The 17,351-nt window shown below is 62.3% G+C and carries 14 protein-coding genes; 11 read left to right on the forward strand and 3 right to left on the reverse strand.

Annotated features, from left to right (window positions below; translation table 11 throughout):
* Positions 1 to 227 precede the first annotated feature (227 nt).
* The 3 genes from ISS99_RS23510 to ISS99_RS08605 form a co-directional block, all read right to left on the reverse strand.
* Positions 228 to 353: a hypothetical protein gene (locus tag ISS99_RS23510; RefSeq protein WP_275578131.1), complete on the reverse strand. Its 126-nt coding sequence runs from the start codon at positions 351 to 353 to the stop codon at positions 228 to 230.
* 96 nt (positions 354 to 449) lie between these two features.
* Positions 450 to 1,919, reverse strand: coding sequence for a multicopper oxidase family protein (locus tag ISS99_RS08600; RefSeq protein ID WP_204631202.1), 1,470 nt, complete (start codon positions 1,917 to 1,919; stop codon positions 450 to 452).
* A gap of 87 nt (positions 1,920 to 2,006) precedes the next feature.
* Positions 2,007 to 2,561, reverse strand: a complete 555-nt coding sequence (locus tag ISS99_RS08605) for a hypothetical protein (RefSeq protein WP_204631203.1) — start codon at positions 2,559 to 2,561, stop codon at positions 2,007 to 2,009.
* A gap of 161 nt (positions 2,562 to 2,722) precedes the next feature.
* On the opposite strand from ISS99_RS08605, the gene ISS99_RS08610 reads away from it, so the two are divergent.
* From ISS99_RS08610 to ISS99_RS08660, 11 genes are all read left to right on the forward strand, one after another.
* The gene (locus ISS99_RS08610) at positions 2,723 to 3,361 is read left to right on the forward strand and encodes a TIGR02466 family protein (protein WP_204631204.1); all 639 of its coding nucleotides are present in this window, start codon (positions 2,723 to 2,725) and stop codon (positions 3,359 to 3,361) included.
* Positions 3,362 to 3,465: 104 nt separating this feature from the next.
* Positions 3,466 to 3,981, forward strand: coding sequence for an RNA polymerase sigma factor (locus ISS99_RS08615; protein ID WP_204631205.1), 516 nt, complete (start codon positions 3,466 to 3,468; stop codon positions 3,979 to 3,981).
* Positions 3,974 to 5,113 (forward strand): FecR family protein, encoded by a 1,140-nt coding sequence (locus ISS99_RS08620; RefSeq protein ID WP_204631206.1) that lies wholly within the window; start codon positions 3,974 to 3,976, stop codon positions 5,111 to 5,113. Before ISS99_RS08615 ends, ISS99_RS08620 begins: the two co-directional genes overlap by 8 nt.
* 108 nt (positions 5,114 to 5,221) lie before the next feature.
* Positions 5,222 to 8,026, forward strand: a complete 2,805-nt coding sequence (locus tag ISS99_RS08625) for a TonB-dependent receptor (RefSeq protein WP_239537807.1) — start codon at positions 5,222 to 5,224, stop codon at positions 8,024 to 8,026.
* A gap of 108 nt (positions 8,027 to 8,134) precedes the next feature.
* Complete coding sequence (locus ISS99_RS08630) at positions 8,135 to 9,637, forward strand: CehA/McbA family metallohydrolase (RefSeq protein ID WP_204631207.1); 1,503 nt, start codon at positions 8,135 to 8,137, stop codon at positions 9,635 to 9,637.
* A 201-nt stretch (positions 9,638 to 9,838) separates the two neighbouring features.
* The gene (locus tag ISS99_RS08635) at positions 9,839 to 10,636 is read left to right on the forward strand and encodes an AIM24 family protein (protein ID WP_204631208.1); all 798 of its coding nucleotides are present in this window, start codon (positions 9,839 to 9,841) and stop codon (positions 10,634 to 10,636) included.
* Between the two features lie 144 nt (positions 10,637 to 10,780).
* A complete protein-coding gene (locus tag ISS99_RS08640; RefSeq protein WP_204631209.1) occupies positions 10,781 to 12,394 on the forward strand; it encodes a serine hydrolase domain-containing protein in 1,614 nt (537 codons plus the stop codon).
* Between the two features lie 410 nt (positions 12,395 to 12,804).
* A complete protein-coding gene (locus ISS99_RS08645) occupies positions 12,805 to 14,502 on the forward strand; it encodes a methyl-accepting chemotaxis protein (protein ID WP_239537808.1) in 1,698 nt (565 codons plus the stop codon).
* A gap of 12 nt (positions 14,503 to 14,514) precedes the next feature.
* Positions 14,515 to 15,357, forward strand: coding sequence for a CheR family methyltransferase (locus tag ISS99_RS08650; RefSeq protein ID WP_425490449.1), 843 nt, complete (start codon positions 14,515 to 14,517; stop codon positions 15,355 to 15,357).
* Positions 15,341 to 15,817, forward strand: coding sequence for a chemotaxis protein CheD (locus tag ISS99_RS08655; RefSeq protein ID WP_204631211.1), 477 nt, complete (start codon positions 15,341 to 15,343; stop codon positions 15,815 to 15,817). Before ISS99_RS08650 ends, ISS99_RS08655 begins: the two co-directional genes overlap by 17 nt.
* A 14-nt stretch (positions 15,818 to 15,831) precedes the next feature.
* On the forward strand, positions 15,832 to 17,337 hold the full coding sequence (locus ISS99_RS08660; protein WP_204631212.1) for a chemotaxis protein CheW: 1,506 nt from the start codon (positions 15,832 to 15,834) through the stop codon (positions 17,335 to 17,337).
* The last annotated feature ends 14 nt before the right edge of the window (positions 17,338 to 17,351 follow it).

Genomic DNA, 17,351 nt, shown 5'->3' on the forward strand with positions numbered 1-17,351 from the left:
GCAGAGCGTAAAGATGTGATCAAGAGACAGGGATCAAGTCCGAGGTAACCCAACCTACGACCCGATGGTGGGTGACCGCACTGTCCGGACAGTGCGGACAAGCGTCCGCGGACATCGTCACGCTCTCCTCCGTATCCTGAAAAACCGCATTCCCATGCGGTTTTCGCCGCTTTGGCGCGGTTGGCATCGAGCTTGCAACAACACACTCGAAAGCCTCATCCAACCGTTTACAGGAGTACCGCCATGAAATTCGAAACCCTGATGCTCAGCAGCTTCTTCGCCACCTGCGTAGTGCTTTGCGTGTCGACCCTGGCTGCCATGCTGGCCTGATAAAAGAATTCACCTGGATCCATACACGCTTCACTAGATCCCGATGAACAGCCTCGCCATCGATGCAACGACGCACCATGCCACGATGGCCAAAGCGGACCAACGCGCGGAAACCTCAACTACGCGCACTCGAACAACGCCATGAACCCGAAATCCTGGTGCAGTTGCACGTGGCAGTGGAACAGCGACAGGCCGCGCTGGTCGGCGGTAAAGTCGACTTCCATGCTCTGATAGCCGCCTAGCATCGCCACGTCCTTGATGATGCCGCCGGTTGGCTGGCCGGCGATGCTGGCGATCTCGAAGCTGTGCCGATGCAGGTGCATCGGATGGATGTCGTCGCTGCCGTTGTGCATGCGCAGGCGGTAGCGCTTGCCGTATGCGAGCTGGAACATCGGCTTCATCGCCTGCATGTCGAATGCTACCCCGTTGATGGTCCATCGATTGAAACTGTGGTCGGCGGCATTCTGCTTGGCGAAGGTCAGGTCGATGATCTGCTCCGGTTCGGTCGCGCGCGTATTCGGCAGAGCGAATAGCCGGTAATCCCAACCGAAGGGCGGCGGCGCGATCCATTGCGGTTTTCCGCTATGCCCGGCGTATTCCACCACGATGCCCATGCCGTGGCCGCGATCGTCATCGTCGAGATCGCCCAGCACCCAGGTACCTGGATGATTCATCTCGACGACGGCGCTGATGCGTTCGGCGGTGCCGATCCACAGCACCGGCACGTCGGCCGGATGCGGCACGGGATTGCCATCCAGCGCGATGACTTTGAAGACGTGGCCAGGCAGGGCAAGGCTGCGTATTTCGGTGGCGCTGCCGTTGAGCACGTGCAGCAGCACGCGCTCGCCCTGCTTCACGCGGATCGGCTCGCCGGACCCAAGCGCGCGACCGTTGATGGCAAACGCCTGATAGCCCACTTCATAGCCCTTGGCGTGACCGCTGGCCAGCGATGCCTGCATGGCAGACTCGCCGCGCTGCTCCAAAGTGCGATCGCGCTGGGCGGGGCGCAGGAAATCCATCGCCATGTCGCCGCCCTTGCTGAAGAACGGATCGAATTCCTTGAGCGTCAGGAATATTTCGTGATCGTAGTTGCCCGGTTCGTGGCGCGGCTCGATATACACCGGACCTACCTGGCCGCTGTATTGGCCCAGGGTCAAATCGCTGCCGGCCACGACGTGGGTGTGATAGAAGCGCAAGCCCCCAGGACCCGGCACAAACGACAGCCGGCGCATGCCGTGCGCGGGAATGTATGGCGTGCCTTCTTCGGCGGCGCCGTCGACATCCACCGGCAGAAACTGGCCGTGCCAGTGCAATTGCTCCGGCACGTCGGTGTCGTTGTACACGTCGACCACCACGCGCCGACCTTCCTTGAGGCGGATCAGCGGCCCCGGAAACTGGTCGTTGTACGTGGTGGTCGAGACGATGTGATCGGGAGACAGTTCCACCAGGCTGCGCGCGATGCGCAAGGTGTAGTCGGCATTGCCTGCCATGGCCATAGCCGGCCCGGCCGCCTGCGCCAGCGTGGGCAAGCCACTGCTCAAGGCAGCGAGGCCACCAAGCTTGAGGAAATCGCGGCGATCGATCGGCATGGGGCGTTCTCCCGGTGTGCCCGGATGGAGAAGCAAGAACTTATCTTAGCCCCTCTGCGCCACCGGAACGGATGCGCTCACCGCCCGTCACGTCCACTTGCCCCACCTGTCGCGATGCCGGTACACCAGCCCGAATTTATCCGCCCGCGCCCTGATCAGGCCGCACAAGCCAGGCACGTCTTCGAAGCTGTCGCTCAGCGTGAAAATGCGCCGCTCGCCCGCATCGAACGCCGATAGCGTCATGCCGCCTTTTCCGCCTTGGACCAGCGTCAGTTTTTTGATGTCTTTATAGCCGACGAATGTTTCGCGGCTGAAACGGGTGATGCGCAGGCCACTCTCAACGGCAACGATGGAGAACGAGCGCATGTAGATATAAAGAAAAGTCGCACCGACGGTCGGCAGTATCCCCGCGAGCAGGTAGGGATACAGCGCCGTTCCGGTTGGCCGTGGATGTGCCAGCACGTACGTGCAAAAGCTAAGCAGGGCAAATGCCGGTGCGCAGATGAGCAGGGCCGTCAGATTCGACTTCTTGTATCGAAAGACTTCCTCATCGCCGCTTACGTCGTGCACCGACGAGCGGGTCAACGCGACGAATATCGCCAGCGTGACCAAAACGAGCAGCGAAACCAGACCGATGATCATGGATTGCTATCTGCCCCATCCATAGCGGAGAAAGGTGTGCCCGTCGTGCCGCCCACATTGCCTACTGCCACCGTGCTGTGCAAGGCCGCAGACAGCGACCTGCTACGCAAACTGTTACATTCCGCTGCCAGACTGAACCTCACGGGCAGGTCTTACACGATATGAACAGCACTTACAGCGTAACCATGGGCGACAACGTTGCGGCCTCTCCCGCATTGCCGCCGGCACAAGCCTTTGACCTGTTTGCCACCCGCATCTGGCAGGTACCGCTGAAGTATCCGGCGCCGCAATATGCGTCGTGGGTGCAGGCCATCGAGGCGATGCGCACAGCGAACCCCGCACCCGCCGGGCGTACCAATCGCGGCGGCTGGAACAGCACGGACAACGCGGTGTTGCAGCAGCCGGCGTTTGCGGATCTGCTCGGCGTCACCCGCGGCTACTGCGCACAGGCGTTCGCCGAGATGGGCCTTGGCAACCCGGCGTTCGCCTTGCAGTCTTGGGTGAATATCCACGATCGCGGCGGCTTCAACTTCCAGCATCTGCACGAAGGCGCCCTGCTCTGCGGCACGTTCTACCTGCAGGTGCCGGAGGGATCCGGCGCGCTGGTGTTCAAGGATCCCCGCCTGGGCGTGCTCAATTCGTTTGCCAAAGGCAACGGCGCGAACGCCTATAAAGATATCCAGCTACGTCCTTCGGCCGGCTTGCTGGTGCTTTTTCCGCACTGGCTGGAGCACTTCGTGGAGCCGCACGGCAACGACCTGCCGCGCATTTGCATTCCGTTCAACGCGGTGCGACCCTGAGCCCCGCCCGGGGATCTACACGAAAGCGTCACACATTCACCCTAGTCTCTGCGAACTTCCAAGTACCGTAGCCGGTTGCGGCCGGCACGGTCGAAGAGGTCTTGATGCGCGAAAAGCATGCGACCTGGTCGGCATTGTTCGCAGAGAAGCGGGCAACGTTGAGCAGCTATTTTCTGCGGCGGGTGGCGCATCGCTGGGATGCACAGGACCTGGTGCAGGAGGTTTACCTGCGCCTGTTGCGCATGGAGCCGGCCGACGCCGCCAACATACTCAGCCCCGAAGCCTACTTGTTCACGGTGGCGGCCAACCTGGTGAAGGAACACGCCGTACTGCGCCAGCAGCAGCCGCTGGGCAGCGATGAACTGGAACACGTCGTGGAGCACCTGGTGGCGCCCAGCAACGTCGAAGCGGATGTGGACAGCGAATCGCGGCGGCGCCACCTGGCCTCGCTGATGGAACGCCTGCCGCCCAAATGCCGGGCGGTGATGGTGATGCACTATCGCGACGAGCTGTCGTACCGGGAAATCGCCGAGCGCATGTCGATTTCGACCAATATGGTCAAGAAGTACATCGTAAAGGGACTGGCAGCGTGCCGGCAGCGGATGGCCGACTATGAATGAATTGACCCAACTCGACGCCGCGCGGCAAGCGCGCCGCATCACCGAGCAGGCCGCGGCCTGGTACATCGAGCAGCAGGAACCGCTCAGCGAACGGCAGCGCACCGCATTTCTGGACTGGCTGCGCGCCTCGCCCCTGCACGTGGCCGAATATTTCGCGATCGCACAGATGCACGGCGACGTGAAGGCCGCCGCCGCACTCGAGAAGCTCTCGGCGGACGAGCTGGCGGAGCAGGCGCGGCACAGCAATCCGATCGTGATGTTTCCGCGCGTAGGGAAAGCCGAACCCGGGACGCGAAACCCGCAGCCCGCGCGCAGGTCCCACATCGGGCTCGCGCTCGGCGGTGTCGCCGGCATGGCGGCGGCCATCGCCGCAGCATGGCTTGGCCTGGCGCCCAGGCATGCTGTGCCCGTGCAGACGGTCGCGCAGGCGTCCGTGCAGAGCTATGCGGGCAATGCCGCCGGCGTACGCGCGCTGACGCTTTCCGATGGCACGCTGATCCAGCTCGACCGCGACAGCCGCATCGAGGTGCGGTTCGATGCGCATCAGCGACGCATTGCAGTACTGCGCGGGCACGTGCTGTTCGACATCGGCAAGGATCGCGTGCGCCCGATGCTGGTCGACGTCGGCGGCCACGTTTTGCAGGATATCGGCACCATCTTCGACGTCAGGCGCGATGCGGCCGGCGACACGCTCACCGTCATCAGCGGCCGCGTGCGCGTATTGAAAGCGCAAACTCCGCCAGCCAAGGGCGATGAACTGCCGCCGCCGGGGGATTCCGTCGCCGACCTTACCGCGGGCCAGCAGATCGACCTCGATGTCTCCGGCACGAGTCGCATCCACACCGTGCAGGCCGCTCAAGCTACCGCGTGGCTGCCGTCGGAAATCAGCTTCCAGCACGAAACCATCGGCAACGTCGCCCGCCGCTTCAATGCCTACACCAGCAAGCCGTTGGCGATCGAGGACGCCGGCATTGCCGGCCAACGCATCAGCGGCATCTTCCACGCCAACAATCCGCAAGCCTTCGTTGCCTACCTCGCCACCTTGCCGGATGTGCGCGTGATCGATGCCGGAGATCGCATCCGCGTCGTGTCCGTTTCGCATGAAACCAACACCAAGGCCGGGCAGCTGTAACAAAAAATTCACTGAAGTCGCGGTACCCGGTTTTGCGCGTGGAGACTCTTGATTGATAAGTGCTGGCGAAAACGCCCGCTCCACTCGTCCCTCAGAGCCTCCCTTCTCATGCGAAATCGTTTGGCACTACACATAGCGCTCGTGCTCGGCACGAGCACCCCATTGGCGGTGTTCGCACAAGCCGCCACCGCATCGCACACGGTGGCGATCGCGCCGATGCCGCTGGCCAAGGCGCTGCAAAGTTTCTCGCACGAAGCGGGCATGCAGATCGTCTACAGTTCCGATATTCCCGACAGCATCCGCAGCCCCGGTGCGCAGGCGGGCTTGGCGCCGGAGCAGCAACTGCGCCAGCTGCTGGCTGGAACGGGCCTCACCTATCGCTTCGTCACGCCCAATACGGTAACCATCGTCCCGGGAAACGTGGCAGCCAATGCGGGCAATCCGGCCCCCGCTGCGGCAGCGACGGCCGGTAGTGCAGGCTCCAACCCCAACAACAACGGCGCGGCGTTGACCGGCCCGGAAAAAACCGCGAAGGATCTGGCCAGCGTAGTAGTCACGGCGCGCTCCGGCGTGGACGTGCGCACACGTGCGCAAACCAGCTATTCGGTCACCACCATCGATGAAGACCGCCTGCGCATGCAGGCGCCGACCAGCGTGACCGAAGCGGTGAAATCGGTGCCGGGCTTCTGGGTGGAATCCTCCGGCGGCGAAGCCAGCGGCAACATCCGTGCGCGCGGCATTCCGGTGGACGGCTACGGTTCGGTCAATCTGCTGGAGGACGGCATTCCGGTGCAGCACGATCCGGCGCTGGGCTACCTCAACGCCGACCAGGCATTCCGGTTGGATGAAACGATCGACCACATCGAAGTGGTGCGCGGCGGTCCGTCTTCCATTTTCTATTCGAATGCACCGGCCGGCGCGATTAATTTCATTCCGCGCCAGGTGGATGACATGCCCGATGGCCTGGTGAAGTACACCGTCGGCAATTATTCCTTGAACCGCCTGGATTTCTGGTACGGCACGCCGATCGGCGACGGCTGGAAATTCAGCACCGGCGGCTTCTGGCGCACCGACAACGGCATACGCAAACCCGGCTTCACCAATGACGATGGCGGGCAACTGCGCGCCACCTTGTCCAAACAGTTCGACAACGGCGATATCAGCATCGACCTGAAACACATGGACGACAAGGTCGGTTTCGACCTCGGCATTCCGATGTACCGCAACCCGAGCGGCGACCTGGTGGCGGTGCCCGGCTTCAACGGCAATTACGGCACCGTGGCCGGCCCCGAAACGGAGCATGCGTCGCTTCAACAAGGCAATGGCAGCTATTACAACTTCAACGACAGCCTCGGCACCGACGTGAAGCGCACGCAGTTCACGGTGAAGTTCGACTACAACCTGGGGGACGACTGGAAGCTGTCGGAAGACCTGCGCTACAGCGACACCGATACGATCCGCAACGGTGTCTACCCGAACGCCATCGAGACCGCAGACGCATTCTATGCCTCGGCCAAGTCGCATCTCTTGCAGTATTACCCTGGCGCTGCCGGCATGCAGCTGCAGTACGTCGATTCCGGTGCAGCCTTCAATAACACCAACCAGAATGGCAACGGCCTGGTGATTCTGGGCGGCCTGCGCGGCATCACCATGCCCATGCACGAGATCACCAGCGATACCCGCCTGATGCGCAAGTTCGAATTCGGCGACCAGACCCACGACGTGACGTTCGGCTACTACCACGCCTATTTCGCGCAGAACTTCGACCGCTTCTCCTCCACCGTGCTATTGGATACCTCCGATAACGCCAAGCTGCTGAACTTGGTGGCGGTGAATGCCGACGGCGCGCCGATCGGCATGCTCACCGACGACGGCGTTTACAACAACGGCTACGAATGGGCGCATTCCTCGGGCAAATCCAACACGGACGCGTTCTACGCATCGGACGAATGGCAGGTGACCGATGCGCTGCGCATCGACGGCGGCGCGCGCTGGGAGCGGGTGAATACCGTCGGCTGGACCGAGTCTTCCACCACCGCCAATCTTGGCACGCCGTGGAGCGCCGACATCCTCACCGGCAGCGGGCAATACGTCGACTACAACCACAGCTTCAGCAAGCTCGGCTGGACCCTGGGCGCGAACTATCAGTTCAGCGATCACCAGGGCGTGTTCGCGCGCTATACCTCCACCTTCCGCCTGCCCAATCTCAGCTCGTACATCACCACGCCGACGGCCACGCCGATCACCCAGACGATGATCCTGCCGGAGGTTGGCTACAAGTTCGCCAACGAGTACATCGAAACCTACGAAACGTTTTTCTATACGCGCTACGACGACGTAGGCTTCAGCAACTACGTGTTCAACCCCACGTCCGGCGCATCGACCGCGCAAACCGGTTACGCGGACACCGAGACCTACGGCCTGGAGCTGGAGGGCACGGTGTATCCGGTGAAGTGGTTCGATATCCAGTACAGCGCCACACTGCAGGATCCACGCTACAAGGGACTTCGCTACACCACCGTCACGGCGGGCGCGCCGGTGTTGAACGACTATGACGACGACCAGCTGATCCGCGTGCCGCGGAAGAGCGCGCGCATCGTGCCGGGCGTGAACCTGCTGAACAACAAGCTGCGCCTGCAGGCGGCTTTTGAATACGAAGGCAAGCGTTTCTCCGATACCGCCAACTCGGTGGTGCTGCCGCAATACACCACACTGGGCTTCAGCGCGCGCTACCAGGCCACGCCGGATCTCTCGTTCTTCGTGTATGCCGACAACATCACCAATTCACTGGGACTGACCGAAGGCAATCCGCGTTCGGGCGAGTTGAAGAGCACCGATGCCGGCGCGACGGTGTTCATTGCCCGGCCGTTGCTGGGGCGTTCGTTCCGCGCTTCGGTGATGTATCGGTTTTGATCGGCTGGTCTCCCTCCCCTGCGACGCGAAGCTAGTCCCGTGGGACGCAGTAGGGGAGGGAGCAGTGTTTTCCGCATTCGTGCTCCTCAGCTCCCTAAGCGATATCTCATGAAAATCCGCAGCGCGATCGGCTCGTTGGTGCTCATGGCCCTGCTCCTGTGTTCCGCTTGCATCGTCCACGCCGATGACACACCGCCGAGCCTCGTTCTCAAGGGTCAGGTTCGCCCTGCGGAAAACCACACGTATCAATCGGTGCCGTTCGAGGTTCCCGCCAACGTCAACCGCATCACCATCCAGTTCGACTACACCGGCCGCAACCAGCGCACCACGATCGACCTCGGTTTGCTTGGACCGGACGGGTTTCGCGGACAGGACGGCTTTCGCGGCTGGAGCGGCGGAAGCAAGAAGATATTCACCGTCAGCGCCACCGATGCCACGCCGTCGTTCCTGCCGGGAGCCATTCGCCCCGGGCGCTGGACTCTGTTGCTTGGCATTCCCAATATTCGCCCCAACGCGACGGCCGACTACACGGCGAAGGTGTGGTTCGGGCATCCGGGCGATCCGGCGTGGTTGCCGGAAGTGTTGAATCCGCCATTGCGCCAGGAAGCCGGCTGGTATCGCGGCGACTTGCATATGCATGGTGCGCACAGCGACGGCAGCTGCGCCAGCCAGAGCGGCAAGCAGGTACCCTGCCCGCTGTTTCTCACCATCGACGCGGCGCTGCAGCGCGGGCTGGACTTTATTGCGTTGAGCGATCACAACTCGGTGTCGCAGGCCAACGACATCCGCGAGCTGCAACCCTATTACGACCGCCTGTTGCTGATCCCCGCGCGCGAACTCACCACGTTTACAGGGCACGCCAACCTGTTCGGCTCGGATCAGCCGATCGATTTTCGTGTCGGCAGCACCTCGGTGCCGGATTGGAACACGTTGCTGCGCGCGGCTGCGACGTTGCATGGGCTGGTTTCCATCAACCATCCGATCCGGCCGGACGATGAAACCTGCATGGGCTGCGGCTGGGCGCCGGCCAAGCCGGTGGACATGCATCTGGTACAGGCGATCGAGGCTGTGAACGGCATCGATGCGATGCTTCCCGATTCGGGCATTCCGTTCTGGCAGCACCTGCTCGACCAGGGCTATCGGCTGACCGGCGTGGGCGGCAGCGACAATCACGATGCCAAGCAAAGCATCGGCACGCTGATCGGCACGCCGACTACCGTGGTGCATGCCAGCGAGCTCTCGATGCCGGCCATTCTCGCCGGCATTCGTGCGGGACACGTCTTCATCGACGTGCAAGGCACGCGCGATCGCTTTCTGGATCTCAGTGCCAGTGTCGGCACGCAGACGGCCGACATGGGCGATGCGATCACCCTGGCTGCGGGCCAGCGCGCGCGCATCACCGTCAAGGCCTCTGCGCCGCAAGGTAGCCGCGCGGAAATCATCGTGGATGGCAAGGTGTGGCAACCGCCGAATGCCGATCTGCTGGTGCGTGGAACGCTGGATCAGTCGTTTGACTGGCAGAGCGACGGCAAGCGACATTGGATCCGCGCCAATGTGCGCGGAGCGGCTGGGGAGCTGTTGCTGGTGGGGAATCCTGTTTATGTGAACTGAGGTGGTGTGGGGCGCAAGAACTTAAAAGCTGAAGAGCTGAAGAGCTTTACCCCCTCCCCACCTCCCCTGTCCCACGGGACTAGCTTTGGGTCGCTAGCAGGGGGAGGAGTAAAGCGCGGCGGCCGCTGCACAATGGCACTCCCTCTCATTGGCCCGTTGGCGCGACAATGCCGGCTGCAACGTCAATTGGGGAACGCAGCAATGAAGACTCGGATGGTGGGAACGACCTTGCCCGTGCTGGAAGTGGGCCTGGAGCAAGGCGACCGGATTATTTCGGAGCCGGGACGGTTTTCCTGGATGACGCGCAACATCACGCTGCAAACCTCGGCGCGCACGGCCGGCGCCAAGGGCTTTCTTGGCGTGGTGGGCCGCGCGCTTTCCGGCGGCGGTCTGTTCATGAACGAATACACGACATCCGGCTCACCCGGCATGGTCGCTTTCGCCGCGCACGTACCCGGGTCGATCGTTGAAGTGCAGGTCAATCCCGGCCACACCTATTTCATCCATCGCCACGGTTTCCTGTGCGGTACCGAAGGCGTGGAACTGTCGGTCGGCTTCCAGCGCTCGCTAGGCGCGGGCATCTTCGGCGGCGACGGCTTCATTTTGGAGAAGCTGACCGGCAATGCCCGCGCATGGGTGGAGCTGGGCGGCGAGATCGTCACCTACACGCTGGCACCCGGCGAAACGCTGCAGGTGCATCCGGGCCACATCGGCATGTTCGAAGGCACGGTGAATTTCGAGATCAGCCTGTTGCCTGGCTTGAAGAACAAGCTGTTCGGCGGCGATGGCCTGTTCGTGGCCAACCTCACCGGCCCCGGCCAGGTCTGGTTGCAGACGCTGACCATGCCGAACCTGGCGCATGCGCTGGAGCCCTATCTTGCACGCGAAGGCGGCGGCGGCTCGGTGTTGACCGGCGATTCCAGCTCGAGCATCGGCGGTGCGATTGCCGGCGGCGTGATCGGCTCGGTGCTCGGCGGATTGTTCGGCAAGGACGACTGAAGCCTGCGCGCACTTCTTCGTTTGCAGAAAGGCCGGAGCCTTGACGGACTCCGGCTTTTTCTTTGCGCGTGCGCCGTTGCGCAGTAGCGGAGCACCGCGCTTTTGGCTTAGTTTCGAGTTTTGGCCGCCAACCTGGAAGAATCGATGAAGACGCTGATGCTGGCCATCGCCCTCGCGCTCACCACCGCAGTCGCCGCGGCCGAGGACACTCCCGCCGCAAAGATCGACGCCGTATTTGCGCACATCGGCCCGGGCGACGTACCCGGTTGCGCCGTCGGCGTGCAATTCGGCGACGGCACCCCCGTGCGGCGCGCCTTCGGCATGGCCGATCTGGAGCACGCCGTACCGGTCAATGTCGACACCGTGTTCGAAGCCGGTTCGGTGAGCAAGCAGTTCACCGCGGCGGCCACGTTGATCCTGGTCGGCGAAGGCAAGCTGTCGCTCGACGACGACATCCGCAAATACCTGCCTGAAATGCCGGATTTCGGGCATCCGATCACCATCGCCGAATTGCTGGGACATACCAGCGGCCTGCGCGACTGGGGCGATATCGAGGCGATTGCCGGCTGGCCGCGCACCGAGCGTGTCTACGATATGGCCGACGTGCTTGGCATTTCCTCGCGCCAGCGCGCGCTGAACTTCGTTCCCGGTACGGCGTGGTCATACACCAACACGGGTTTCAACCTGCTGGCGATCATCGTGCAACGGGTGAGCGGCACCACGTTCGAAGCCTTCACTCAGCAGCACCTGTTCGCGCCGCTCGGCATGACGCACACCCAATGGCGCGACGATTTCCGTCGCGTGGTGCCGGGCCGCGCCATCGCCTATCACCGCGTATCGGCCGGTGTTTACGAGCAGATGATGCCGTTCGAAAACACCTACGGGCATGGCGGCCTGCTGACTACGGTCGGCGACCTTTTGTTGTGGAACAAAGCGCTGACCGATGGACGCCTCGGCGCTTTCGTCACCAAGGCGATGCAGACGCGTACCCTGCTCTCGGACGGGCGGCCCACGGTTTACGCACGCGGCCTGTTCCTGCGCAGCTATCACGGCCTGCGCGAGGTCTCCCACGATGGCGCCACGGCCGGCTATCGCACGTGGCTTGGCCGTTTTCCCGAACAGCATCTGTCGATGGCCATCCTGTGCAACGCCGACGATGCGATTCCCTCCACCGACGCGCATGCGCTGGTCGATCGCTACCTGCCTGAAGCCAAAGCCGAGCACAAAGCCTTCACCGCCACGCCACCGGCCAGCCTTGCCGGCGTATATGCCAGCGAGCGCGACGGCGTGCCGCTGCATCTCAGCTTTCACGACAACCACCTTCAAACGGACAACGGTCTTACCGTGATGGCCGGACCGGATGGAAAGCTTTCGGTCGCGCGCGCCAACGGCGATGTCGCGGCGACCGGTGCCGTGTTGGCGGACGGGCGTCTTCGTTTCGATTCGCAGGGCGATGCCACCTACTACGATCGCACGCAAACCTACGCGCCAACCGCGGCGGATCTCGCGCGCATCGCCGGACGCTTTCACAATGACGAAGTGCCGGTGACGTATCGCGTTACCGCCGCAAAAAACGGCCTCGACGTGGTCGCGGAAGATCGTCCTAGCAAATCCCGCTTGTTTGTTCCTGCCTATACCCGGGCTTTTATTTCCGGCGACGTGATATTGCGCCCCATTTACGCTGCCGACGGCAGCGTGAAGGGCATTCGCATTTCGGATGACCGCGTGTGGAATTTGCCGTTTGATCGGGTGCCTTGAGTCGAGCGGTCCTACCTTCGGCCACCGCCCTGCCTTGCAGGGCGGTGGCTCACGGAATATCGGACACATTTTCACATAATATTCACGTTATTATTTATTTGCATTATTAAAACCGCCTCTCCACTCAAATACGCGGTTTTTCCAGCGTAAATCCCATTACCCATCATTAATAAGATCGATTCAGGTGTGCGCCCTATCACAGCCGCAATGGGCCGGGATTAAAGCCGCCCAATAACGGGCCGATAGATCAGACGTGCAACGGTATGCCTGGACTGCCATCGCCGGGGGAAAAGCGGATGGCGGCCCGTCAAGGACGACGGTTTTCTCGCGCATCTAATTTCGCAACCGCATCGGGCACCGGCTCATACGGCGTCAGTGCGTTTGTCCTTGAATGTTTTCAGGAGACAGTCATGGGTAAAGAAACGCCGGATATGCCGCTCGAACCGGTCGAGCTGAAAGCCGTTATCGATGCTTTGCATCGCGTGCAGGCGATTATCGAATTCGATCTCGAAGGTCACGTCATTACCGCCAATGAGAATTTTCTCGACGTGCTCGGTTATAGCCTCGAGGAAATCCAGGGCAAGCATCATCGGATATTTTGCGAACCCGATTATGCGGCCAGCCAGGAATACAAGAATTTCTGGATTCGACTTGGCAAGGGCACCTTTGATCACGGCATTTACAAACGCATTGGGCGCGACGGACGCGAGGTGTGGATCAGTGCTTCGTACAATCCGGTGTTCGACGGCAAGGGCAAGCCGTACAAGATCGTCAAGTTCGCCACCGACATCACCGAGGTACGCCAGCAGTCCGCGGAAAACGAGGGCAAGATCAACGCCATCGATCGCGCGCAGGCGGTGATCGAATTCGATCTTGACGGCCACGTGCTCGCCGCCAACGAGAATTTCCTCAATGCGCTGGGCTATCGCCTGGACGAAATCCGCGGCAAGCACCATCGCATCTTTTGCGATCCGGAACACGCGGCCAGCCAGGCTTATGCGGATTTCTGGGCCAAGCTCAACCGCGGCGAATTCGACTCCGGTTGCTACAAGCGCATTGGCAAGGGCGGACGGACCATCTGGATCCAGGCCACCTACAACCCGATCTTCGATCTCAACGGCCGCCTGGCCAAGGTGATCAAGTTCGCCACCGACGTTACCGCACAGGTCGAACTGGAACAAAGCGTCAAGCTTCGCGCGGAGCAGGATCAGCGCAAGGTGGAAGACCTGCTGGCCAAGGTCAGGCAGGCGGCGGAAGGCGACCTCACGGCCGAGATCGCCGTCAACGGCCACGATCCGATCGACCAGCTGGCCGGCGGCATCAAGCAGATGATGGGCGACCTGCGCGGCGTGATCGGCAAGGTGGTGCACTCGGTGAACGGGTTCTCCAGCTCTTCGCAGGACATCGCCGAGCGTTCCGGTGTCGTCGCCAGCGGCGCACAGTTGCTCGGCGCGACGGTGGAGGAAATGAACGCGTCGATCGAAGAACTGACCGCGTCGATCAATTCCATCGCCGACAACTCCCGCAGCGCCGACCATCTCGCCAAGGACACGCAACAGGAAGCCGAGCGCGGCTCCAAGGCGATTGCCAAGTCGATCGAATCGATGGAGCTGATCAACAAGTCCTCGGAAGACATCAGCGAGATCATCAAGGTGATCGGCGAGATTGCCAGCCAGACGAACCTGCTGGCGTTCAACGCAGCGATCGAGGCGGCGCGGGCGGGCGAGCATGGGCTCGGCTTCTCGGTGGTTGCCGACGAGGTGCGCAAGCTGGCGGAGCGTTCGTCGCAGGCCACCAAGGAAATCTCCAAGCTGATCAACGAGTCGGTGAAGCGCGTGGCGCACGGCAGCGAGATCTCCAAGCAGGCGGGCGAGGCGTTCGAAAAGATCCTGACCGGGGTCAGTCGCACCACCGAAGCCATTTCGGAGATTTCCTGCGGCGCCAACGAGCAATTGGTTGCGGCGCGCGAAGTGAGCGCGGCGATCCAGCAGGTGGCGGAAGAGACGGAGAAATCCGCCGCATCGTGCGACACCATCGCGCGGTCCACCACCAACCTGTCCAAGGGTGCCGACGACCTGAGCCAGACGGTGGCGCGGTTCGTCGTTTGACGGAGCATGAGCGTGGACATCAACGACGACGTCGATCGCCCCACCCGGCAAGCACTGCTGGCAAGCGTGCACCGCCACACGGGCATCACGATGACCGAGAAGAAGTGGCCGCTGCTGCAGGGTCGCTTGCGGCGCCGGCTGCAAGCGCTGTCGCTGGACAGTTATCGCGATTATCTCGACGTGTTGGACAGCCGGGCCGATGAAGCCACCTACTTCATCGACCTGGTGACCACCAACGAAACGTCGTTCTTTCGCACGCCGCGCATCTGGGATTATCTGTGGCAGCAGTTCCTGCCGAGGTGGCACAACGAACACGCCGGCAGCATCTTGCAGATCTGGTCGGCCGCGGCCTCGTCGGGCGAGGAAGCCTATTCGCTGGCCATGCTTTGCGAGGAATACCGCGAGCGTCATCCCGCTTTCCGCTACCGCATCCTGGCAACGGACATCGCCAAGTATGTCGTGGGTGCCGGCGAGATCGGGCTTTACCAGGGGCGCAGCATCGACGGCCTGCGGCGCAGCCGGCCGGCGTTCTTCGAGAAATATTTCGCGAAGATCGACGACCGCTTCGCCGTGGTGCCTGCCCTGCGCGCCAATGTATCGTTCCGCGAGCACAACCTGTACCGGCGTCTGGCCGATCCGCTACGCATCGACCTGGTGCTGTTGCGGAACGTGCTGATCTATTTCGACGATGCCGGGCAGCAGGCCGTGGTGGACAACGTCGCCAGCTCGCTGGTGCCCGATGGCGTATTGATCATCGGCGAGTCGGAGTCGCTGAGCCGTCACCGCACGGGCTTCGATTTCGAGCAGCCGCTGATCTATCGCAAGCAGGAGGCCATGCGTGAGCGGCGGGCGTGAAATCCAGGTGCGCATGTGCGAGATCGGCATCGGCCGCGGCCACGATGTCCTGCGCGCCACGCTGGGCTCCTGCGTTGGTATCGGCCTGATGTGGCGCAATCGCGGCGTCTACGGCTTGGCGCACTGCCTGTTGCCGGAAGCACGCGAGCCCAGCGCCGGCATCGGCGCCAAGTACGTGACGCTGGCGGTACCGTCGCTGTTGAAGCTGATGAGTATCGACAAAGCGGATGTAGACCAGATTGAAGCGGTGATCGCCGGCGGCGCCAGCATGGTGCAGCAGCAGACGATGCCGCGGCACGGGATTATCGGGGATCAGAACGCGCAGGCCGCCAAGCGTCTCCTGGCCGCGGCCGGCATCCGGGTGGTGCACGAAGACCTGGGTGGCGAGCAGGGCCGGCAACTGCTGATCGATTGCGCGCAACACTGTTACGCGGTGCGAACCTTCAGCCGCGCTACTTGAACGGGGTCATGCTCATGGAACACATTGCGTCGTCTGCGGCACAGGATACGGTCGAGCTGTTCGGCTCCTTCCATCTGGCGGATACCGAGCTGGCCTTGTCGGTGTCCGACTTGCAGGAAGTGGTGAACTATCCGGCGCGAGTCACCCAGATTCCGCTGGCGCCCTCTTTCCTGCTTGGCCTGTTCAATCTTCGCGGCACGCTGATTCCCATCGTGCACCTGAGCGAATTGCTCAACCTTCCCGACGGCGAGGATCGCGACGCAGCGAAGATCGCCATTGTCGAAGTTGGCCACAGCAAGGTCGGCCTGCTGTTCGATGCAACCGGAGAGATTCTTCGCGTGCGCGACGAGCAGAAGATCCGCTTCGTGCATGCCGACGGCACGGCGCCGATGATCGGCGGTGCGCTGAAGCTGGAAGGCGGCGAGCGCATTCTGCAGATTCTTTCGCCCGGCGTGCTGGTGAAGTTGCAGGATGTGCCGCAGTTGGAGGCCAGCCGGACCACTTCGGCGGCCAGCCGGCATCACGCGCAAAGCCAGCGGCGCCAGTGCGTGTCGTTCCGCGTGGCCGACCGCAGCCTGGCGTTGCCGATGGGCGCCATCCACGAAATCATCCGATTGCCGGAACTGAAAAAGTCGGTGCTTGCCAGCGAGCATTGCGCCGGCTTGCTCAATCTGCGCGGCAATACGGTGCCGGTGATCGATTTCGCGCGCTTTCTCGATCTGCCCGCCACGGCTCCTGCCGCAGCGGCCACGGATGAAGTGGATGACGAGCGTCGCATCCTGGTGATCAAGGATGCAGATGTCTATTTCGGGCTGCTGGTGGACGAAGTGCAGAGCATCGTCGGCTATCGCGACGACGAACTGCTGGTCATGCCCTCTTTCGACCAGTCGCGGCCTTCGCTGTTCGCCGGCTGCCTGCACGTGTCGGACGAGCAGAGCATCATCCTGCTGCAGCAGGAGGCCTTGATCGCCGACGAAAAGGTGAAGGAGCTGACCGCCGGCCATCGCTCGCTCTATCAAATCGCGGGGACCGGCGACAAACAAACGAACGCACGCCGCTCGGGCGGACGCGAAACGTATGTGACGTTCCGGCTTGGCCGGCTGATGGGCATGCGCATCGATCAATTGCGCGAGGTGATCGATTTCCCTGGCGAACTGACCCGGCCGCCAGGCGCGCCGTCGTTCGTGTGCGGCATTCTCAACCTGCGGCAGAAGCTGGTGACCGTGGTCGATCTGCGCGCGCTCTACGGCATGCCGGCGCAGGAAGATTTTTCAGCGACCAAGGTGATGATCGTCGAGCACGAGTCGGAGAAGTATGGGCTGGTGGTGGATGCCATCGAGAACATCGTCACGATCGACGTATCCAGCAAGATGCGCGTGCCCAGCGTGCTGCTCAACCAGATCGACAACGTGCTGCGCAATGACATGCGCGAAGTGGTGGAACTTCCCGATCGGCATACGTTGATGTTGCTGGATGCCGAACCGTTGAAGGCCCGCCTCACCGGTCAGGTTTCGCACTAACTGGCGACGGGCAA

It is taken from the genome of Dyella mobilis, assembly GCF_016904945.1.
Classification (GTDB): Bacteria; Pseudomonadota; Gammaproteobacteria; order Xanthomonadales; family Rhodanobacteraceae; genus Dyella_B; species Dyella_B mobilis.